An 18,232-nucleotide genomic window follows, 5' to 3' on the forward strand; every position below is an offset into this window, starting at 1 on the left:
AACATGACCGACCCCGTCCCAGCGAGTGACTTCACGGAGCCACGTCGCGTTCGCTCCGCTTCGATCACCTTCTGGTCGGCCTCGGCGGGCATGCTGGCGTTCTATGCGATTCTGTTAGGAGGCATCCTGCTGGCCACCGGCGCATGGGCTTCGCCGGAAACCTTCTCGCGTGCGCTCGCCTCGCGGGAGATCCGGCACTCGATCATGATGAGCGTGGTGAGCTGCGGGTTGGCGACGCTGCTTTCGCTGTGGGTCGCCGTTCCGGCCGCCTACGTGCTTTCGCGTTGCCGTTTCCGCGGAAAGACGGTGCTCGAGATCCTGTTGGACCTGCCAATCGTCATGCCGCCGCTGGTGCTGGGTCTCGGGCTGCTGCTGTTGTTCCAGACCGTGCCGGGGCGGTGGATCGAGGGCACGCTCGGCTGGCGCTTCACCTACACCACCGCGGGCGTCGTGCTGGCGCAGTTCACCGTCGCCTGTGCCTTCGCGATCCGTTCGCTGCGCGCCACGTTCGATGAAATGCCCCGCCGGCCTGAGCAGGTCGCCCGCACGCTGGGGGCTTCGGACAGCCAGGTCTTCTGCCGCGTGGTGATCCCGGCTGCCCGTCGCGGGCTGCTGCATGCCGCGGCCGTCGCGTGGGCGCGTGGGCTCGGCGAGTTCGGTCCGATCCTCGTATTCGCCGGTGCCACCCGCATGAAAACCGAAGTGCTGCCGACCACCGTTTTCCTCGAACTGAGCATTGGAAATCTGGAGACCGCCGCCGCCGTCTCGATGCTGTTGTTGCTCGCCGCCGCCGCCGTGCTGGTGCTGTTGCGCTGGCTGGACGCCCGGGATGGCCACCTTCACTGAAGCCGATGATCTCCATCCGACAACTCACCCTCGATCGCGGCAGCTTCCGGCTGGAAGGCGTGGACCTCGAGATTCCCGATGGCGCCTATGCCGTGCTGATGGGGCCGACCGGTTGTGGAAAAACCTCCGTGCTGGAATGCGTCGCCGGACTGGTGGCCGCGCGTGCGGGCAGCATCCTGATCGGCGGGCGCGACGTCACGCGCCTGCCCGCTGCGGAGCGCCAGCTCGGCTACGTGCCGCAGGATGGCGCGTTGTTCGCCGGGCTCGGGGTGTGGGAGAATCTCGCCTTCGCCCTCCGCATTCGCGGCGAGAAGGAAGCGAATGTGAAAGCCCGCATCACCGAGCTGGCGCATGCGCTGGGCATAGCCCACCTGCTGGAGCGCGGCATCCGCGGGCTCAGCGGCGGGGAACGCCAGCGGGTCGCCCTTGGCCGGGCGCTCGCCTTCCGCCCGCGCGTCATGCTGCTGGATGAACCGCTCGCCGCCCTCGATGAAACGTCGCGCGATGCGATGTGCTCGCTGCTGGAAACGCTCCACCGCGGGACCGGCACCACTTTCCTGCATGTCACCCACTCCGCTGCGGAAGCCACCCGCCTGGCAACCGTGCGTCTCGATGCCGTCAAATTGTTCCAACGCCGATGAACCCGCCTTCGCCCGATCTTACCGAACAAGAGCGCGAACGCTACGCCTGGCAGATGATCGTGCCCGGCGTCCAGGAACAGGGCCAGCGGAAGCTGAAAGCAGCGACCGTGCTGATCTCGCGCACCGGTGGAGTCGGCGGCTGTGTCGCGCAGCAGCTCGCCGCCGCGGGAGTCGGCAGGCTGGTGCTGGTGCATGGAGGCATGCTGCGCGTGGATGATCTCAACCGCCAGGTGCTCATGCAGACCGACGCGATCGGCACCTCACGCGCCGAGTGTGCGGCGGAACGCTTGCGGGCGATCAATCCCGGCATCGAGGTGATCGCCGTGCCGCATCATCCCACTGCGGAGCTCGCGCAGGAATGGGCGGCTCAGGCGGATGTGGTGGTCAGTGCCGCACCCTTGTTCCAGGAACGGCATGCGCTCCACGACGCCGCGGAGCAACGCGCCATCCCGTGTGTGGAAGCCGCGATGTATGACATGGAAGGCTACGTCACCGTCTGCCATCCGCCGCACAGCCCGCGCTACCGCGACTGGTGCCCGGAGAAGCCGGAATGGTGGACTCGTCGCTTCCCGGTCTTCGGTGCGGTCTCCGGCACCATCGGGGCGCTCGCCGCGGTGGAAACCATCAAACTCCTCACCGGCATCGGCGATCCACTCTACGGCCGAATGCTTTCCTTCGATTTCCGACAGGGCCGCGTGCGTGAAGTCCGCCTGCCTAACCCTCAAGATGAAAAAGCCACTACTCCTCACGTTGTTAGCCTCGCTCGGCCTTGCCGCCGCCTGTGAGGTGCCTGTGTTCCGTTTCGCGCTGGAGCGCTGGCCGTCCGATCCGCTACAGGTGGAAGTCACCGCGGACAGCTCGGTCGGGCCGGAGGGCGAGGCCGCCTTGAAATGGCTGCAGAACAAGGTCGAGGGCGAAGAACCATCGAACCTGATGGTGAAGTTCCTCGATCCGGATGGCCCGATCGACAGCCGCGGCTCGATCCGCCTTTTGCCGGCCGGTGCTCCTCCAGGCGCTCCCAATGTGAGGCCGCTTTGGGAGGGGAGTCTCAACGAGGCGAATGCACGCCGCCTGAGCGGATCGCCCGCGCGCGCCGCCATCGGGAAACAGCTTCTGGAAGGAACCTCCGCGGTGTGGGTCGTCGTTTCGCGAGGCGACAAGGACGCCGACGACAAGGCGGTGCAAACGGTGAGCCGCGGCATGAACCGGGCGATGCAGCAACTCAACCTGCCGTCTGGCGTGATTCGTCCGGAAGAGGCCGCGCAACGTCTCGCCGAGAATCCACAGGCGACGATGGATGACGTCCTGCGCACCAAGCTGCCGCTGCGGATCGCTTTCTCCATCGTGCTCGTGCGCGCCGATGATGCGGAGGAGGACCTGTTCCGAGAAATGGTGGCGAATCTCTCGCCCCCGGAGGGCGGGCCGGGAGAGCCGTTGATTGCACCGATCTTCGGCCGCGGTCGCATCCTTTCGCCCGCACCGGCTTCCATGATCGACGAGGACCGCGTCTATGAAGCGTGCGCCTATCTCTGCGGCGCATGCGCCTGCATGGTGAAGCAGCAGAACCCGGGCATCGACCTCCCTTTCCGCATCAACTGGGATGCCCACATCGAGCCGCACCTCGCCTCGATCGACCGGCCGCTCGGCATTCCCGGCCCGGAGACCGTGCAATACGGCGCTCCCCAGGCGGTCGTCGTCCCGACCAAGCCCGCACCGAAGATCCTGCTGTGGGTCGCCCTGGGACTCGCGCTGTTCCTGCCGCTTGGCCTATGGCTTGGAAAGCGTCTGCGGTCCTGACCAACATCAACGATACGCATACACCTTGCCGCTCGACGTGCTCGCGTAGAGCGAGCCGTTGGCGAGGGCGAGGTTGTGCACCGTGCCGTTGACCTCGGCCGACCAGAGCAGGTTGCCGTTCACCGCGTCAAAGGCGCGGACGAAGCCCTCGCCACCCGCGTAGAGCGTGGTGCCGCCGAAAATCAAGCATGAGGCACCGGGAAGGTCCGCCGTCCACAGCGCCGTGCCGCCGGCCCGCGGCAGCATCTGGATCTTCCGGTCGAGGATCAGATAGGTGTTCGTCGCGGTCGCGATCACCGCGGTGGCGGCGGGGAACTCGCGGATCGCCGCGCGGTTGGTAGCGTTGTTCTCCTTGAAGTGCGTCAAACGGTTGCTAGTGATGCCGCTCTGGCTACCGAAGCCCGGGCCGTGGATCGTCGAGCCGTCCGGCGTCACCAAGGCCCACGAGCCGCCGCCGCCGGGGAGTCGCCCGGCGCGGGTGCCGGTGGCGATGTTGAACTGGACCGGCGAAAGGCGTCCTTGCGGCTGATAAAGGAAGGTCGAGCCATCGCTGAGCATCGGCCCCTCGAAGGTGTGGCCGTCATTAGCGCCCGCGCCCGTGTTGAATGTCTGCTTCCAGGCATGTGCGCCGGTGATGGCGTTCACCGCCATCAGATAATGCGCCTTCCAGGGCACCAGCCCCGCGCCGAAGTAGGCGGTGCCATTCTCCACCAGCACGCCGGTGCGCAGCGGGAACAGGTTCACCATCTTCCACGCGGAAGGAACCAGCGTGTTCGAGCCGGAAGGATTGACCCTCCACACCTGCGTGCCATCGGCCGCATTCACGCAGTAGGCCCAGCCGTCGTCGGAGCCGAAATACACGCGGCCGCCATCGAAGGCGGGCGCGATGCGCACGGCGGAACGGGTCGGGATCTTCCAGGCGATCGAGCCGTTGTTCATGTTCAGCGCGATCGCGCAGTTCTCCGCGGTCGAGGCGATGAACACCTTGTCGCCAGCGGTGGAAAGGTTGAACGCCAGATCGTACGAGCGCATCGACTTGTTGCTGTGCACCATCTGATAAGCGTCATAGCGCGCCTCGCCCGCCCACGCCGGTTGCGGAGGGGTGGGCGAAGTCCACACCCACGCTTCGGTCAAAGCGACGGCGTTGAGCTGCTCGGTGGTGATGCCGTTGCGCTGGTTGTTGCCCATGTGGCACGGCCAGTCGGCCGCGGTGGCGAGGGTAGAGAAACTAAGGAGCAGGGTGATGGAGAGTTTCATGACTCGTAACATTAGAGTGGCGACAGCGCGCAGGTGACTTCTAGCCAAGGACCGCAACTGCAGCCCGCGGCTCCGTCCTGCACCAGCACGCAGCCATCGGCGGCGATGGTGCTGATCCAGCAGCTTGGTCGCATGCGGTTCCACAGCGACTTGGTGTTCGACGAGATGTTCCACATGGAAATGTTTCCGCCGTAGAAGGTGCCGCTCAGGCCGTAGTGCTGCGTCTGGTCGCCACGGAAGATCAGCGCGTTCTTCACGGCGATGAAGGTGGAGCAGGCGTTGCGGCTGGGCATCGTCACCGCGGAGGCCACCCCACTCTGGAGATTGTAGATCTTCGGCTCCAGGTAGACCGATCCGCCGAGCACCACCGGGTGCTGCTGGTGGCCGGCGTGGTCGCCGCGCAGCCAGGCGTGGTTCGCCGCCCACTTAACGGTGCCGTCGGAGGAGTCGAAGGCGTGGAGGTAGTAACGGCTGTTGGCGGCGTTCGCGGCGGTCACGAGATATACGCCGCTACTATAGGAACCGTAGATACAGGGCGTGCCACCGGTGATTACCGGCTGCTTCTCCCACACCTTCTGCCCGGTTGTAAGATCGAGAGCGACCATCCACAGATCATTCGAAGCGGCGAGCGAGGCCATAGGAAGATTTCGATCCGCGCCGTCGAGCACCGTGGGATTCCGGGATTCGAGAAAGTAGATGCGGCCATTGCCCATCGTAACGGTCGGGTGGAGAATCAGTCCTCCTTCATAAACCCAGTTTTCCGAACCAGTGACGGGATCGCGAGAGAAAAGATTGTCCGCGCAGACAATGCGAGTGTCGCTGCCGGACCGGCTGTCATACCAATACTGCGGGCCCCACCACTTTCTATAGGTGGCGGTACTGCTCACGGCGGAACCGATGAGGTGGCTTCCTTCGCGGTACAGCAGGCCCCAGTGCCATGTCAGATCGCTGCGCGCACCTGGCGAGACTTTCAACACGCTGTGCGTGCCACTGTCCCCATCGATCCGCCAGCATTCCCCGCCGGTCGCGGCGAAAAGCCCTTCGTCATCGGCCACCAGATTGCTACAATCGCGGATGACATTGAAGCGCGCTAGATTCGGAATCAGTTTCGACCACAGCACCGCGCCATTTTGCGAATCGAGGGCGATCACCCGCTGGTCACCGAGCGTGTAGAACCGGCCATTGGCAGCCAAGGGACTAGACTGCCGGAGTTGACGGTCGATCGTGAATTCTCCTCCGGGCCGGCCGATCCACTGCACCTCCGTTTGTCCTGTGGAGGAGGCACCGCCGGGGTTGGTCACATTTGCCAGTTCCTCGCCCGAGTAGGTTGTGTTGGAGGAATTTCCGTAGAGGTGCGTCCAGCTTCCGTAGCTGGCGGGGCGCGGTTTGCTCGTGACCGCGAGGGCGGCCGCGGGGCCCGCGATGGACTTGCCGCGGCCGGGTTTCATCAGCGCCGAATACGGCGCGAGATCGGAAACACCCCCACCGGAAAAGCTACCGCTATCCGTGATCAGATTGAAGGTATTCGGGCGGAAAGGGATCGAGCCCAGCGTGTAGTCCGGCACCTGCACAATCGTCACGCGGCTGCCGAGCACGCCGCGCTCGCTGAGGAATTGTTCCGCCGCGGCGACCTTCGCCGGATCGCTCTCCACGCCGACGACCATCAGCTCCGATTGACGAACGATCTCATAGGCGAACTTCCCGTCCCCGCTGCCGATGTCTAGGCACCAACCCTTTCCCGATGCGCCGAAGGATGCAAGCAGCGCCTGGGCATCCGCTGCATGACTGCCACCCGTGGCGAAGCCGCCCTGATCCGGTACCCGTGGCGGACGCAGATCGTATTTGCCGGAACCCGTATAGGTCTCGCTGCTTGACTCCAGGCCATTCTGCAGGTGCACCACGCTGAATGAAAGATCCGTGCCTGCGGGGATGTCGGAAAGCACAACCTCGTGCTGGGTGGTGAGTGTGAAGTCCTCGTAGCGCCTGGTGATGTTGGTGCCCGTGCCGTAATCGACGATGGTGGCGGTGGGCGTGTCGGTCACCCAGCGGATCACCGGTCCGTTCGCAGTATAGTCGAGCTGCGGGAGACTAGTGGGCGTCCACGCGCCCTGATAAACGCGGTTCACGCGGAGGCGGAAGAAGGTGGTGGGAGCGGTTGCCACATTCTGCGGCGAATAGACCGTCAGCTCGTCGCGGCCATCCGGCAGCGCGACCGCCATTCCGGCGCGCGGCAGAACGGCATCGCCGCTTCGCCAGGTGTCGCCTTTCAGCGTCGGGCTGCATTCCGGGAGATACTGCAGGTCGGTGGTGCCGCGCGGACGCTTGAAGCGGAATGCCGCCACCTTCTGGCCGGGGTGAACGGGATCGGGTATGATCTCCACCCGCGAGTCCTGCGGCTGGGCCGCCACCGTCGGATTCATCCCTTGCGCGAACTCCAGCAGGTGCGCGATCCCATCCTTGTCGAAATCACTCTCGGCGGTCTGGTCAAGATTGCCGAAATACGAAATCTCCCAACCGTCCGGAAGTCCGTCGAGATCCGCGTCGGCGAAGTTCGAGCCGGTGACGCTGATGTTCTCCCGGCCGCGTTGATACACCATCGCCGCTTCCTCAGCGGTCAGCGAGCGGGTCCACAGCGCGACCTCGTCGAGATCCCCGCTGTAACGGTAGGCTCCCTGGCTGTCCGCGCCGATCACGACGGGGGAACCAGTTTCCACGGAACCCTGTCCAGCCATCACCGGTTCGCTGGCGAGCTTCGCGCCATCGACATAGAACGATGCCCGACCATCGCGGTCATGCACCACCAGCACATGGTGCCAGGTGCCGTCGGCGTTCTCCTTCGAGGAGAGGGCGGCGTCGAGCCGCGAGCCACTACTACCTTTATAGTTCCATTTCACGGACCCGTCGGAACCACACACCAGCCCCCAGCCCAGGTTGGCCCCGGAGGCCCAGTTCTTGTTGCCGATTAACATCGGATCGGCGGTGCTGCCGCCGTAGGCACTGCGGTTGGTGAAGGCGCCCATGTGGCGGTACCAGATCGATACGGTGAAGTCGGCGTTGGCGGCAAAGGGCTCAGTCGCTCCGAGATCGGACGTGAGTTTTTGGATGGGCGAGGCGGTATCGTGGAAACGCAGCGCCCGCCCGCGCCGGCCGTCAGCGATGAAGGTCGGAGGACCATAGGGCACCGCATCCACCACTTGGGGATTGCCGGAGAGGTTCTTGAAATCGTTCTCGAAGGGATAGTAGGCCGTGAGTCCGGTCGTCAGCGAGGGCAGCGCCCAGTTCACCGTCGTCTCCGTATCCGCGTGGCCGCCAGTATAGCTGCCGCCGTAAGCCCGCACGCGATACGAGTAGGTCACCGGCGAGGTGGTCGGCACGGGAGGCGTATCGGTGAAGGTGGCTGCATCGAGCGGCAGTTGCGCGATCACCGTGGCGTTCCGAAGCAACTCCACGCCCGCGGCATTGCTGCGGTTGTCCGCGGCCCGCCAGTTGAGGGTGATGGTGCCCGCACCGGTATCCGGTGCAGAAGCGAGACCTGCGGGAAAGCCGTCGCTCACTTCGAAGATCCCGCCCGGCGTGACGTCACCGAGAATGGCGATTTCTGTATCCGTCAGCAATCGCGGCACGAAGGCGAAGGCCGCGACGTAGCCCTTGCTATGATCCCCCACGTAGCTTGCGCTGCCATTGTCGGAGAGGATCCAGTTGTCCTGCGTTCCATACGCCCAGTCGCCGCGCGGCTGGGTCGACTTGAGATCGCCATTGATGAAAACCTTGTCGCTGTTCCGCGTGTAGTCTGCGGCGACAACCACGCGCTGCCACTGGCCCTTCGTCCATTGCCCGGAGTTCGGCGTGTTCGGCGAGCGGAAGATGCCGGTGGACGAGGGCATCAGGAAATAATCCGCGTCGTTGCTGTTGCCGGGATTCCCCTGGTAAAGCGCCAGCTTGCCCGCTGTGTTCGAGGCCGGCACGAACAGGTCGTAGACCAGCGTGTATTCGTAATGGTCGGTGACGCCCGTACCGGCATTCATGCGCCAGCCCTCGCCGCTTTTCGTGGCTCCGTCGAAGTACATCACCGGCACCGGCCTGCCGTCAATCGCGCCCGGCAGCTCGGGGGTGCCCGTGCCGTTGGCGACTGAGAAGACCCCTTTGTGTCCGGTCAGCCCTATCTCTGTCATCGTCCCCGGACCGAACACCTTGGAAATGACGCCCGAAGCATTCCGGCTGTCGAAACGCCACTCGCTGGTCGTCGCCGTCGGGCGGTTAATGAAGGTTTGTGCCTCCGCACCGCCGACCACCCCCAATGCTAGGATTGCCTTCGGAATGACCGAGAAAGAGAGGAGGCGACCATGTGACATTCACCAAGTCTACTTGACGACAATGTCAAAGTCCCTTGCAAAACTGTTAAAGTCGTTGGCATTATTGCTTGGCTTAAGCCCCCACCAACGAAAACCCACCCCACCCAGCGTGCCAGCCGCTGCTTCCCCAACGCGGGAATCGGGATCTCTTTGATGGAGGCACGCTCAGTGGCAAGGGTTCCTTCAACGATCTGGCCGAAACCGGGCACGAAACTTTTTTCTCCCTGGCGATGGACAAGTGGATTGACTCCTTTCCCCCCCCCCGAGGGGACACCTTCACCAATCGCGCGGCGATGCCGTCGATCCCGACGAAGGTGCTGGCCCGGGTCTGATGCGCAGCCTTGAAGATGTCACCATCCTAGCCATGGCCCACCGCGCCGCCGAAAGCCTCGAATGATCGCGGGATTCAGAGTGCCGGTTCGCGATGTACCAGCACCCGCAGCGCTTGTCGCGGCGCCTTCCCGTCCGCGGCGTGAATGACGGCCAGCGTGCGCTCGCCGGCCGCCTGCTGAAGCGTGCCGGCGTGGAAGCGCTTCAGACCTTCCTTGCCGTTTCCGTTAGCGAGCTGGAACACGGTTTCGCTCCCGGCAGGCAGGTCGCGGAGGACCGTCTTGCCCGCGGGCAATGCAATCTTTTCAGTGCCAAAAATCACCGCCACGGTGACCATGGAAAAATTCACCAGACAGAGTTTTCCCGTGGGAAAGTGCACCGTGTCCGACGGGATGAGGAGCGCACGCGGTTCCTTCCAGGTCGGTGCCCCCGGGGCACGGGACAGCAGCACGAACAGGTCCCCCTCGCCAGTTCGCTTCACCGTGGTCCACGGAGCGCCTGACTCATCTAGCAACCGGATCGCACCCTCGCCTCGCGGCACGCTGGCCGCCGCGCTGGGACGGCCGAGCGAGAGCCGGAGCGGATTGGGTTTCATGGTCCCGGACGCCACCGTTATTTCGCGTGGGGGGATGCTGCCAACCGGGGCTTCCAGTTCGTGCCGCACCCCGTCGCGGACTTCCTGGCGGAAAGGCGGCTGCTCCCCCACCGGAAGAAAGCGAACCGTATCGGCCTCGGCGACCTCCTCCGCGGCAGGTTCTTGCGAAGACGAGCCAGACGGCAAAAGCAGCAGCCCGAGCAGGAGGACAGAGAGAGCGGCGGGGCGAGGCTTCACTTTGCGAAATCATGGATCCCCGTCCGCACGCACGTCGAGCAGGGCGTTAAACTACGTGAAATCTTCATGGGCGGATCGTGCTACGGCGCGACCGGCGGAAGAGAAACATCGCACCAAGGCATCCAAAAAGTGCGGACGAAGTTTCGGGCACCGCCGTCGCGAGATTCCCGGCACTGCCATTCCACAATTTCGAAACTTCATCTCCGGTCAGCTTTCCGCTCCAGATCGCAAAATCATCAATGTCCGCGGTGCCCGAGTAGTTGCCCGTGCCACTGCCGCCGATCATCGTGTTCAAGCTGGCACTGAGCGTGCCGCTGCCAATCGCATCTCCTGTGCCGTTCAGCAGGGTGCCATCAAGATACCACTGTGCAAGGTCCGTGGTGTTGTCGAGGACCAGCGTGACGAGGTGCCAGCCGCCGTCGTGGAAATTCAGGGCCTCATTCTGGCGCGTACCGGTGGAAGTCTTGACCTTGCCCTCGCGGCCCCCGGTGAGGGTGGTGATCACCCAACCGGTGTTGTTTCCGCTGGACCAATTGCTATTGCCCACGATGGCCGCGTCATTGGTCGCGATGGTGCGCACCCACAGCGAAACCGAGAAATCGCCTGTATAAATCGAGTCTTGATTCCCCACCTGAACCGCCCAGTCGCTCGGCGTCGCCCCTGAATTCCCGTTATTGTTGAAGTCCGCCGCCTGTCCGAACTTGCCGGTCGTGAAATTATCGCCGGGCGTCGCATTCGTGCCCACCACTGTGCCACTGACCAAGGTTGCGCCCCCGGCGGCCGTGTCACCGTCGAGCGGGAGATAGATTGAGAGGGTCGCCGCATGTGAATGGGCGACCACGAGGGGAAGAAGAAAGAAACCACGTTTCATTTATGGGGAGGTTGTCAGTTCGGACTCCAGCGCTCCATGGCATGAAGGCAATTTCTCCTGACAAATTCGCAATCACGGCTCGACCCCGGGGCGGGTCGTGCCCCAGCCTCACCACCATGGAGAAAGGATTCATACTTCCCGTTCCTCAACGCGTTGGCATCCGGCTCATCGACTGGGCGCAGGGCTTCGGCTACCGGCTTTACGGCGGCATCCTCGATTTTATGCGGGCCGGACATCCACTTGAGCTCGAATTCGAGCAACCGAGCGGTAGCGACATCAAGCCAGTGAAGATCGACAAGAACTGGAAGGGCGACGGCCTGCTGGTCTTCCGATATACGGCCGAAGAGGCGAAGGAATGGCGGCGCCACAAGATCCCCGTGGTGAACCTCAGTACCGAGCAACCGCCACGGCTCGCAGGCTTTCCCCGGGTGACCCTCGACAACGCCCGCGCCGGCGAGATGGCGGCGGAGCATCTCCTCAACCTCGGCCTGCGACAGTTCGCGTTCCTGCATGATTCCAACCGGCTCTATTCGCGAGAGCGGATGGAAGGGTTCCGCCGTCGGCTCGATGAGGCGGGCTTTCCCCTCCACGTCATAGACATCCCATCCAGTACTTTCCCACCGAAAATCCGCGCTAAGCAAAACCTCGAAATGGCCTGGCGCCAGCTCGCGCGGTTGCCGCAACCTTGCGGATTGTTTGCCAAGGACGACATCGCCGCGGTGATGGCGATCCGGGCTTTGAGGGAAATCGGTTTGCGTGTGCCGCAGGACGTTCCGGTGCTGGGCGTGGCGGACGACATCGTCCATTGCCTGGCCACGACGCCACCGATCTCCAGTCTGCGATTCCCGGGCAAGGCCATCGGCTTCGCCGCCGCGCAGTTGCTCTACCGCCAGATGAGCGGTGAGAAGATCGACCCTCGCGAGCACCTGAGAATCCCGCCGCGCGGCGTGGTGGTTCGAGAATCCACCGGCCATGTCGAACTGCTCGACCCGATCGTGACCCGCGCGCTGGCGGTGATCCGCGAGGAGGCCGGCCGACAGGCGATCACCGCCCAGGAGTTGTGCCGTCGCGTCGGCGTGTCGCGGGAATCGCTGCGTCTGCGCTTTCATGAAACGCTCGGCCGCTCGCCGAAGCAGGAAGTCGACCGGCAGCGCGCGGACCTCGTCGGGGAGATCCTGCGACGCCAGAACTGGACCTTGGAGCGGATCGCCCAGCACTGCGGATTCACCGGCAGCGACGAGCTGTGCCGCTTTTTCAAGCGCGTGAAAGGCTGCACTGCGGGTTCGTGGCGGAGTGGATGAAGGAGCTTCGAAGCAGGACAACCGCTTCGTTTGGGCGGGGCTCTGCCGGTTGTAGGGCACCGCCGAACCAAGCGTCGCCGAGACTTTCATCTCAGCCGAAAACCATTTCAGCAGGGCCTGCCCGCACCGCCGGACTGGGCGCAGGTGGAAGTGGATGCACGGGCCCCGCGCGAAGACGCCAGCGGCCTGACGGTGCTCTTGGCCGGTGGAACCGAACTCCACATCGCCAGCCATGCGGCAGTGCCGCTCGCCGCCGCCCCGATCCGCGAACTGTCCCGGCCATGCTGAGCTTTTCCGGCAGCCTCAAGGTGTTCGTAGCGGTGGAGCCCTGCGACATGCGCCGCAGCTTCTCCGGCCTGCACGATGCCGTCGGCACCAAGCTCAAGGAAGATCCCAAGAGCGGCGCGATCTTCGTCTTCACCAACAAACGCCCCACCCTGCTCAAGATCCTCTATTTTGATGGTATCCTTCGTCTCGCCAAGGGCGCCGGGCACGCGCTGGTACCCACCGGCTGTCGCCTGAAGCTGCCGCCAGAACTCGAACACGAAGTCGCTATCATCGATCTCGACCTGCCCGACCTTGGGAAACTCGGCGAGGTGCTCGACGGCATCCTCCGCTCCGCCGACCAGCCGACTCTCCACGACGGCATTCGCGAAAGTATCCTCCACTCCGCCCTCGGTCTCACCACGGTGGAGGCGGAGAATGCGTTCGCCCTGTCCATGGTCGAGTGGGGCCGCGTCGATCCGATCCTTGTAGCCCGGGAGAAGGCCCGCACCTTGAAGCGAGGCGGGCTCCTGGAGGTGATCGAGGCCAAGCCGAACCTCGACGACATCGGCGAACTCGATGCGCTCAAGCGTTGGCTATCCCAGCGTCGTCCCGCCTTCGGTGCTGCCGCCCGCGACTATGGGCTGCCGGTGCCCAAGGGCCTGCTCATCGTCGGCATCCCCGGCACCGGCAAGAGCCTCACTGCCAAGGCCACCGCCGGCGTCTTGCAGCTTCCGCTGCTGCGCCTCGACATGGGCCGGGTGTTCGGCGGCATCGTCGGCCAAAGTGAGGCTAACCTCCGCTCGGTGATCCGCACCGCCGAGGCCATCGCCCCATGCGTCCTTTGGATCGATGAGGTCGAGAAGGGCTTCGGCGGCAGCACCGGCAGTGGAAGTTCCGACGCCGGAACTTCATCGCGCGTCTTCGGCAGCTTCCTGTCCTGGATGCAGGAGAAGGAGAAGCCGGTGTTCGTTGTCGCTACGGCCAACGACGTGAGCCAGTTACCGCCGGAGTTCCTGCGGAAAGGAAGATTCGACGAGATGTTCTTCGTTGATCTGCCCGACGATAAAGAGCGCGCCGCCATTTGGGAAATCGTCATCGCCCGGCACCGTCGCGACCCAAAGTCGTGCGACCTCGGAGCACTAGCCGCGGCGACGGACGGGTTCACCGGCGCGGAGATCGAAGGAGCTTATCGGGAGGCGCTGCACGAGGCCTTCGCCGACAGCCGAGAGCCCGACTTCGCCGACCTCCAGTCCGCCATCGCTACCACCACTCCGATATCAAAGCTGATGGAGGAGCGAATCGAGGCGTTGCGGAAGTGGTCAAAGGGCCGTGCCCGTGAAGCCGGAGCCCCGGTGAAGTCGTCTCCCGCCACACCACGCGATTCGCGCCGCGTCCAGGCGTGCAACTGAAACAGGGCACGCCGCGAATCGAACAAGGGCCGTCCCGCACACCGGCGGGGCGGTTCCCGATACTTTCCCTTTTTCTCGCCGTTCCGGCGACAATGCCACAAACCACAAACAACCAATCCAGCACTCGCATGGACAACGCCACGCCGGCCACCACCACCGCCTCGCTCCATTACCGCGAAGGCAACTCCGATAAAGTCTACCAAGCCGCCATCGAACCGAAGGACGACGGCTTCATCGTCACCTACGCCTACGGTCGACGCGGCACCACCCTGACTACCGGCGCCAAGACCGAAGCTCCGGTGCCGCTCGCCACCGCCACGGGAATCTTCAACAAGCTGATCACCGGCAAGCTCGCCAAGGGCTACACACCGGCGGAGGACGGCACGCCCTACCGGCAGACCGGCGACGAGGGACGCGACAGCGGCATCCGTTGCCAGCTCCTCAACCCGGTCGAGGAAAGCGAGCTGGCTCGCCTGCTGACCGACACCCGCCACTGCCTCCAGCAGAAGCACGACGGCCGCCGGATGCTGGTCCGCAAGCAGGGCGACGACATCACCGGCATCAACCGCCGCGGCCTTCTCGTCGCCTTGCCCGACCCGATCCATCACGCCGTAGCCGAACTGCCCTACGACGTCCTTATCGACGGCGAGGCCGTGGGCGACATCCTCCACGCCTTCGACCTGCTCGAAGTGAAGGGCAACGACCTGCGCGCCCACCGCTACATCGACCGCTTCGCCGGCCTGATCTCCCTCATCCCGCCCGGGCAGCCCGCCCTCCGCTGGGTCAGCACTGCGATCAGCCCCGACGACAAGGTCGGCACCTACGGGGAACTCAAGCTGGAAGGAGTCGAAGGCGTCGTCTTCAAGGACGTCGACGCGCCCTTCACCCCGGGCCGCCCGAACTCCGGTGGACCCCAGCTCAAGTTCAAATTCGTCGAGAGCGCTTCGTTCGTCGTGCTGGCCCACAACCCGCAGCGCAGCGTCACCCTCGGCCTCTACCCGGCCGGCGGCGACACCCCGGTTCCCGCCGGCAACGTCACCATCCCTCCAAACCACGAGGTCCCGGCACCGGGCGACGTGATCGACGCGAAATACCTCTACGCCTTCCGGGAAAGCGGCGCGGTCTACCAACCCGTCAACCTTGGCAAGCGCGACGACATCCCTGCCACCGAGTGCGGTGTGGAGCAGCTCAAATACAAACCCGAGCCCGCCTCCTGATCTCCAGCCACAACGCACAGCCATAGCGCCAAAGCCGGAACAGGCCCCGCCCGCACTCACCCTGCGGCGGGGCCTTTCCGCATCCACCCGTTACCATCCTCCATCCCACCATGAAAATCCTCAGCGCCACCATCACCCCGATGCCCCGGCCCATGCCGGTGGGCATGTTCGACCCCATGCCCGAGGTCGTCGCCACCTTCGACAACGGCTCCACCCGGACGCTGTTCTCGTTCTACCCCGACGAGGTCTCGTTCCAGGCGTCCGAGTTCACCGGGCTCAGCGAAGAGGAAGCCCACGACCTCCACCAACGAAAGGACAAGGCCTACCTCCGGTCATGAAGCAGCCCGCTCCCCGAATCATCCACCAAAACCACCACCCCATGAACCCCGTCCAACTTGCCACCGAAGACCCGGCCCGCCTGCTCCGGCTCTTCAAGAAGGCCGAACGCAAATCCAGCCGACACCCGGCGACCTGCTCCCCATCGCCTGCCACTTCCTCCACCTCGCCACCAATGGCCTGGTCGTGTCCCGCGGATGTACTCGCATCACCTTCGAGTTCGAGGGTTATCGCACGCACGCCGTCGTCACCTTAGTCGCCGTCACCGACTCCAAGGAGGAGTTCATCCTCGCCCTCGACCTGCTCCAAAAGTGGAAGCCCGCCGGCGAACACCGCCTCGGCGAACTCCTCGAAAAAGCTGCCGAAGCCTACCTCGACGTCCACCTCCCCCAGTGGCCCGAGAACGAAGGCGCCGACGGCCACCTGACCATCGACATCCGCCAAGACCCCGACCGTGCCCTCGTCCTCGATCCACGAGGCCACGCCACGGTGAAGATCATGGCCGAAACCCCAACCCCGTTCCCTTCACGAACATGAACGACGCCTTGGAACACCTCGCCGGTCTCGGCGCGCTCAAGACCTGGCTCGCGGCACACCTACCTCTTCTTCGGGAAGGCGGCACCCTCACACCGCGCGCCATTGTCCTCGCCGGGCTCCCTGGCACCGGGAAGCACAGCGTTTCCAGGGGCATCGCCTCTGCCATCGGCCGACCGCTGACGACCTTCACCTCAGTTGCAGCCATCGACCCCACGAGCATTGTCCTCGTCGAGGATCTGGGCCGGGAGCACCTGCCATTGATCCGGCGGCTCGCCACCCCGGAGGAGACCCCGCCCTTCGTGATCGCCCAGACCGAACGACCGTGGGAACTCCCGGCAGGCCTGCTCCGGGCAGACGCGATCGAAACGGTCTGGCACCTCGACCTTCCCGACGTGAAGGAGCGTGCCGAGATTTGGGACATCGCCGCGAAACGACTCGGCCATAGGAACCCGGGGTTCGACAACGTGATCCTCGCCCGCGCCTCGCACGAGCTAACGCCTGCCGAGATCCATGCGGCTTATGCACGCGCCGCCAGAAGCCGACCCCAGGCACCGACGGAGCGCCACCTGTTTGAAGCCATGGTCGGGCTTCAACCCCTGATCGCCGCCCGCAAGGAGGACCTGCTCCGGCTGACCTACTGGACGCGACGCTGCGCCACCCCGGCGCGGGGCGCGTGAAAATCCGGAGGATCCCCTTCAACAGGGATCCTCCGGGACGCGGTCGCTCAATAGCTTTTTTTACCTCGATGAACTCTCAACGGGCGATCCGTCCTGTGCCCCCGCAGTCGTGGCATTTCCTGGTTGGGTTTACGCCACGGCCGCCACAGTCCTGACACACCGCGGAATGACCAGACCGCGTGACGAATGTGCCTTCGCCGTTGCAGCCTCGGCAGCTATCCGGATCCACCCACTCGGATGAGCGAGGTGGAACGAAGGTATTCTTCACGACACCGGTGCCGGAACAACGGCTGCACGTGTCCGCGGTAAACGTGAGCGAGTTGGAGTCATTGCGGCGCTCGGCTGCCCGCTCGCGGAACTCTCGCCCGGCGCGCTCCCGCTCGATCTTCGAGTGGATCTTGCTCCCGAGTGCGGACGCGAGGAGGAGGCCCACGAGCGCGATGCCCAATGCCTTCTTGCGTGAACCGGCCCAATTCAGAAAAGCACCGAGATCAATGTTGCCCGCCACCCTCGCCAAGGTAGCCGGGATGGTTTCCATCCCTCGGTCCGGGCGCGCCCGGCTGAGATCCGGAACGTCCTTCCTAACGCTGGATGACTCCCTTTTGAAAGTTTCCCCGAAGGTCTTCCAGTCCGTCGAGCCCTCGGCCACCAAGGGGGTATCGTCGTTGATCGTGCCGCAGCGGCGCAGGGCATCAATCGCCTCTCCGGGGAGCGGACCGACCACGTTTGATCCGTCGTTGCAGTAGTACCAGTTCATTGAGAGGGGAAAGTTTGGCGTTGGAGTAGTTCGCCGACCTCCAGCCAACCTCCTTAATGGCCCTCGTGCTCGGCGTAGTCCCGCGAGGCGCGCTTGTTGTTGGCGATGGGTTTGATGCTGGTGTGTCGAGTACGGAGAAGATCCAAGAGCAGGTTGGGGAGGCACAAGTGAAATCGTATGCTAGCATACCACAAACCCGCCTATCAGCTGCTTTCGTCCTTGCTGCTCAATGCAGGAAGGAAGGACACGCAACATCATCGGCCCCCAGGTGCGGAAGCTCCGCAAACAGGCAGGGATCGGCCAGGATGACCTGGCGGGACGTTGCGCCCGACTCGGCTTCGACGTCAGCCGCTCGACCATCTCGCACATCGAGACCGGCGTACGTGGGGTCTCGGATTTGGAAATGGTGATCCTGTCTAAAGCACTGCGCTGCGACCTCGACGCGTTGGTTCCAGCGAAGCTGCCCCGCTGGAGGAAGGACCAGCGGTCACCGAAGTTGGATAGCGACCGGGAAGCCGGCTGAGGGCCACAAGCAGCAGCACGACGAGGAACGACTTGAACGAGTCGTAGATCTTCCCGTCTCGAGGAAGTCGCCGAACGCCTTGATCAGATGAACCACGCCGCCCAGCAGCGGCAGCGCCGTTGCAAAGCCGGTGGCGACCCGGGCCGGCAGCAGGTCAATGATTCCCGAGAGGTCGAGCCCCCCGAGCAGATGAGGAAAGCGGCCGAGGCCGCCAGGGCGGATAGGATTCGAGTTTTCACTCGTCCACCTTGCGGGGGCGACGATTCGAGATCGACGGCGCGA

16 protein-coding genes are annotated in these 18,232 nt (G+C 64.4%); 11 read left to right on the forward strand and 5 right to left on the reverse strand.

Features of this window, described 5'->3' with window-relative positions:
• Nucleotides 1-3 precede the first annotated feature (3 nt).
• The 4 genes from OKA05_RS08800 to OKA05_RS08815 are packed head-to-tail and all read left to right on the forward strand — an operon-like array spanning nt 4 to nt 3,284.
• Nucleotides 4-846, forward strand: coding sequence for an ABC transporter permease (locus OKA05_RS08800; RefSeq protein WP_264486760.1), 843 nt, complete (start codon nt 4-6; stop codon nt 844-846).
• Nucleotides 847-851: 5 nt separating this feature from the next.
• Nucleotides 852-1,487 carry an ABC transporter ATP-binding protein gene (locus tag OKA05_RS08805; RefSeq protein WP_264486761.1) on the forward strand — a complete coding sequence of 212 codons (636 nt, stop codon included), beginning with the start codon at nt 852-854 and terminating at the stop codon, nt 1,485-1,487.
• Nucleotides 1,484-2,272 carry a HesA/MoeB/ThiF family protein gene (locus tag OKA05_RS08810; protein ID WP_264486762.1) on the forward strand — a complete coding sequence of 263 codons (789 nt, stop codon included), beginning with the start codon at nt 1,484-1,486 and terminating at the stop codon, nt 2,270-2,272. The genes OKA05_RS08805 and OKA05_RS08810 overlap by 4 nt, the downstream gene beginning before the upstream one ends.
• On the forward strand, nt 2,214-3,284 hold the full coding sequence (locus tag OKA05_RS08815) for a hypothetical protein (RefSeq protein ID WP_264486763.1): 1,071 nt from the start codon (nt 2,214-2,216) through the stop codon (nt 3,282-3,284). The genes OKA05_RS08810 and OKA05_RS08815 overlap by 59 nt, the downstream gene beginning before the upstream one ends.
• Nucleotides 3,285-3,290: 6 nt before the next feature.
• Here OKA05_RS08815 and OKA05_RS08820 read toward each other — a convergent pair whose 3' ends face one another.
• From OKA05_RS08820 to OKA05_RS08835, 4 genes are all read right to left on the reverse strand, one after another.
• Nucleotides 3,291-4,541: an outer membrane protein assembly factor BamB gene (locus OKA05_RS08820; RefSeq protein WP_264486764.1), complete on the reverse strand. Its 1,251-nt coding sequence runs from the start codon at nt 4,539-4,541 to the stop codon at nt 3,291-3,293.
• 11 nt (nt 4,542-4,552) lie between these two features.
• A complete protein-coding gene (locus tag OKA05_RS08825; protein WP_264486765.1) occupies nt 4,553-8,893 on the reverse strand; it encodes a LamG-like jellyroll fold domain-containing protein in 4,341 nt (1,446 codons plus the stop codon).
• A gap of 406 nt (nt 8,894-9,299) precedes the next feature.
• Nucleotides 9,300-10,055 (reverse strand): hypothetical protein, encoded by a 756-nt coding sequence (locus OKA05_RS08830; RefSeq protein ID WP_264486766.1) that lies wholly within the window; start codon nt 10,053-10,055, stop codon nt 9,300-9,302.
• A gap of 64 nt (nt 10,056-10,119) precedes the next feature.
• A complete protein-coding gene (locus tag OKA05_RS08835; RefSeq protein WP_264486767.1) occupies nt 10,120-10,926 on the reverse strand; it encodes a LamG-like jellyroll fold domain-containing protein in 807 nt (268 codons plus the stop codon).
• A 116-nt stretch (nt 10,927-11,042) separates the two neighbouring features.
• Here OKA05_RS08835 and OKA05_RS08840 point away from each other — a divergent pair, with 116 nt between their 5' ends.
• The 6 genes from OKA05_RS08840 to OKA05_RS08865 all read left to right on the forward strand — a co-directional run bounded on the left by OKA05_RS08840 (nt 11,043) and on the right by OKA05_RS08865 (nt 16,670).
• On the forward strand, nt 11,043-12,227 hold the full coding sequence (locus OKA05_RS08840) for a XylR family transcriptional regulator (protein WP_264486768.1): 1,185 nt from the start codon (nt 11,043-11,045) through the stop codon (nt 12,225-12,227).
• 281 nt (nt 12,228-12,508) lie between these two features.
• A complete protein-coding gene (gene tnpB / locus OKA05_RS08845; RefSeq protein WP_264486769.1) occupies nt 12,509-13,903 on the forward strand; it encodes an IS66 family insertion sequence element accessory protein TnpB in 1,395 nt (464 codons plus the stop codon).
• Nucleotides 13,904-13,995: 92 nt separating this feature from the next.
• A complete protein-coding gene (locus OKA05_RS08850; RefSeq protein WP_264486770.1) occupies nt 13,996-15,120 on the forward strand; it encodes a WGR domain-containing protein in 1,125 nt (374 codons plus the stop codon).
• Between the two features lie 110 nt (nt 15,121-15,230).
• On the forward strand, nt 15,231-15,458 hold the full coding sequence (locus OKA05_RS08855) for a hypothetical protein (RefSeq protein WP_264486771.1): 228 nt from the start codon (nt 15,231-15,233) through the stop codon (nt 15,456-15,458).
• Between the two features lie 184 nt (nt 15,459-15,642).
• The gene (locus tag OKA05_RS08860; RefSeq protein ID WP_264486772.1) at nt 15,643-15,993 is read left to right on the forward strand and encodes a hypothetical protein; all 351 of its coding nucleotides are present in this window, start codon (nt 15,643-15,645) and stop codon (nt 15,991-15,993) included.
• The gene (locus OKA05_RS08865; RefSeq protein ID WP_264486773.1) at nt 15,990-16,670 is read left to right on the forward strand and encodes an ATP-binding protein; all 681 of its coding nucleotides are present in this window, start codon (nt 15,990-15,992) and stop codon (nt 16,668-16,670) included. The genes OKA05_RS08860 and OKA05_RS08865 overlap by 4 nt, the downstream gene beginning before the upstream one ends.
• A gap of 76 nt (nt 16,671-16,746) precedes the next feature.
• Here the strand turns inward: OKA05_RS08865 and OKA05_RS08870 are convergent, their stop codons facing one another.
• The gene (locus tag OKA05_RS08870; protein WP_264486774.1) at nt 16,747-17,427 is read right to left on the reverse strand and encodes a GYF domain-containing protein; all 681 of its coding nucleotides are present in this window, start codon (nt 17,425-17,427) and stop codon (nt 16,747-16,749) included.
• Between the two features lie 268 nt (nt 17,428-17,695).
• Between OKA05_RS08870 and OKA05_RS08875 the strand changes: the two genes are divergently transcribed.
• Complete coding sequence (locus OKA05_RS08875; RefSeq protein WP_264486775.1) at nt 17,696-17,950, forward strand: helix-turn-helix transcriptional regulator; 255 nt, start codon at nt 17,696-17,698, stop codon at nt 17,948-17,950.
• Nucleotides 17,951-18,232: the final 282 nt, after the last annotated feature.

The organism is Luteolibacter arcticus, assembly GCF_025950235.1.
Taxonomy (GTDB): domain Bacteria; phylum Verrucomicrobiota; class Verrucomicrobiia; order Verrucomicrobiales; family Akkermansiaceae; genus Haloferula; species Haloferula arctica.

Coding starts and splice junctions, on each gene's coding strand:
- OKA05_RS08800 (WP_264486760.1), top strand. CDS start 4: ATGACCGACCCCGTCCCAGCGAGTGACTTCACGGAGCCACGTCGCGTT.
- OKA05_RS08805 (WP_264486761.1), top strand. CDS start 852: ATGATCTCCATCCGACAACTCACCCTCGATCGCGGCAGCTTCCGGCTG.
- OKA05_RS08810 (WP_264486762.1), top strand. CDS start 1,484: ATGAACCCGCCTTCGCCCGATCTTACCGAACAAGAGCGCGAACGCTAC.
- OKA05_RS08815 (WP_264486763.1), top strand. CDS start 2,214: ATGAAAAAGCCACTACTCCTCACGTTGTTAGCCTCGCTCGGCCTTGCC.
- OKA05_RS08820 (WP_264486764.1), bottom strand. CDS start 4,541: ATGAAACTCTCCATCACCCTGCTCCTTAGTTTCTCTACCCTCGCCACC.
- OKA05_RS08825 (WP_264486765.1), bottom strand. CDS start 8,893: ATGTCACATGGTCGCCTCCTCTCTTTCTCGGTCATTCCGAAGGCAATC.
- OKA05_RS08835 (WP_264486767.1), bottom strand. CDS start 10,926: ATGAAACGTGGTTTCTTTCTTCTTCCCCTCGTGGTCGCCCATTCACAT.
- OKA05_RS08840 (WP_264486768.1), top strand. CDS start 11,043: ATGGAGAAAGGATTCATACTTCCCGTTCCTCAACGCGTTGGCATCCGG.
- tnpB (WP_264486769.1), top strand. CDS start 12,509: ATGCTGAGCTTTTCCGGCAGCCTCAAGGTGTTCGTAGCGGTGGAGCCC.
- OKA05_RS08850 (WP_264486770.1), top strand. CDS start 13,996: ATGCCACAAACCACAAACAACCAATCCAGCACTCGCATGGACAACGCC.
- OKA05_RS08855 (WP_264486771.1), top strand. CDS start 15,231: ATGAAAATCCTCAGCGCCACCATCACCCCGATGCCCCGGCCCATGCCG.
- OKA05_RS08865 (WP_264486773.1), top strand. CDS start 15,990: ATGAACGACGCCTTGGAACACCTCGCCGGTCTCGGCGCGCTCAAGACC.
- OKA05_RS08870 (WP_264486774.1), bottom strand. CDS start 17,427: ATGAACTGGTACTACTGCAACGACGGATCAAACGTGGTCGGTCCGCTC.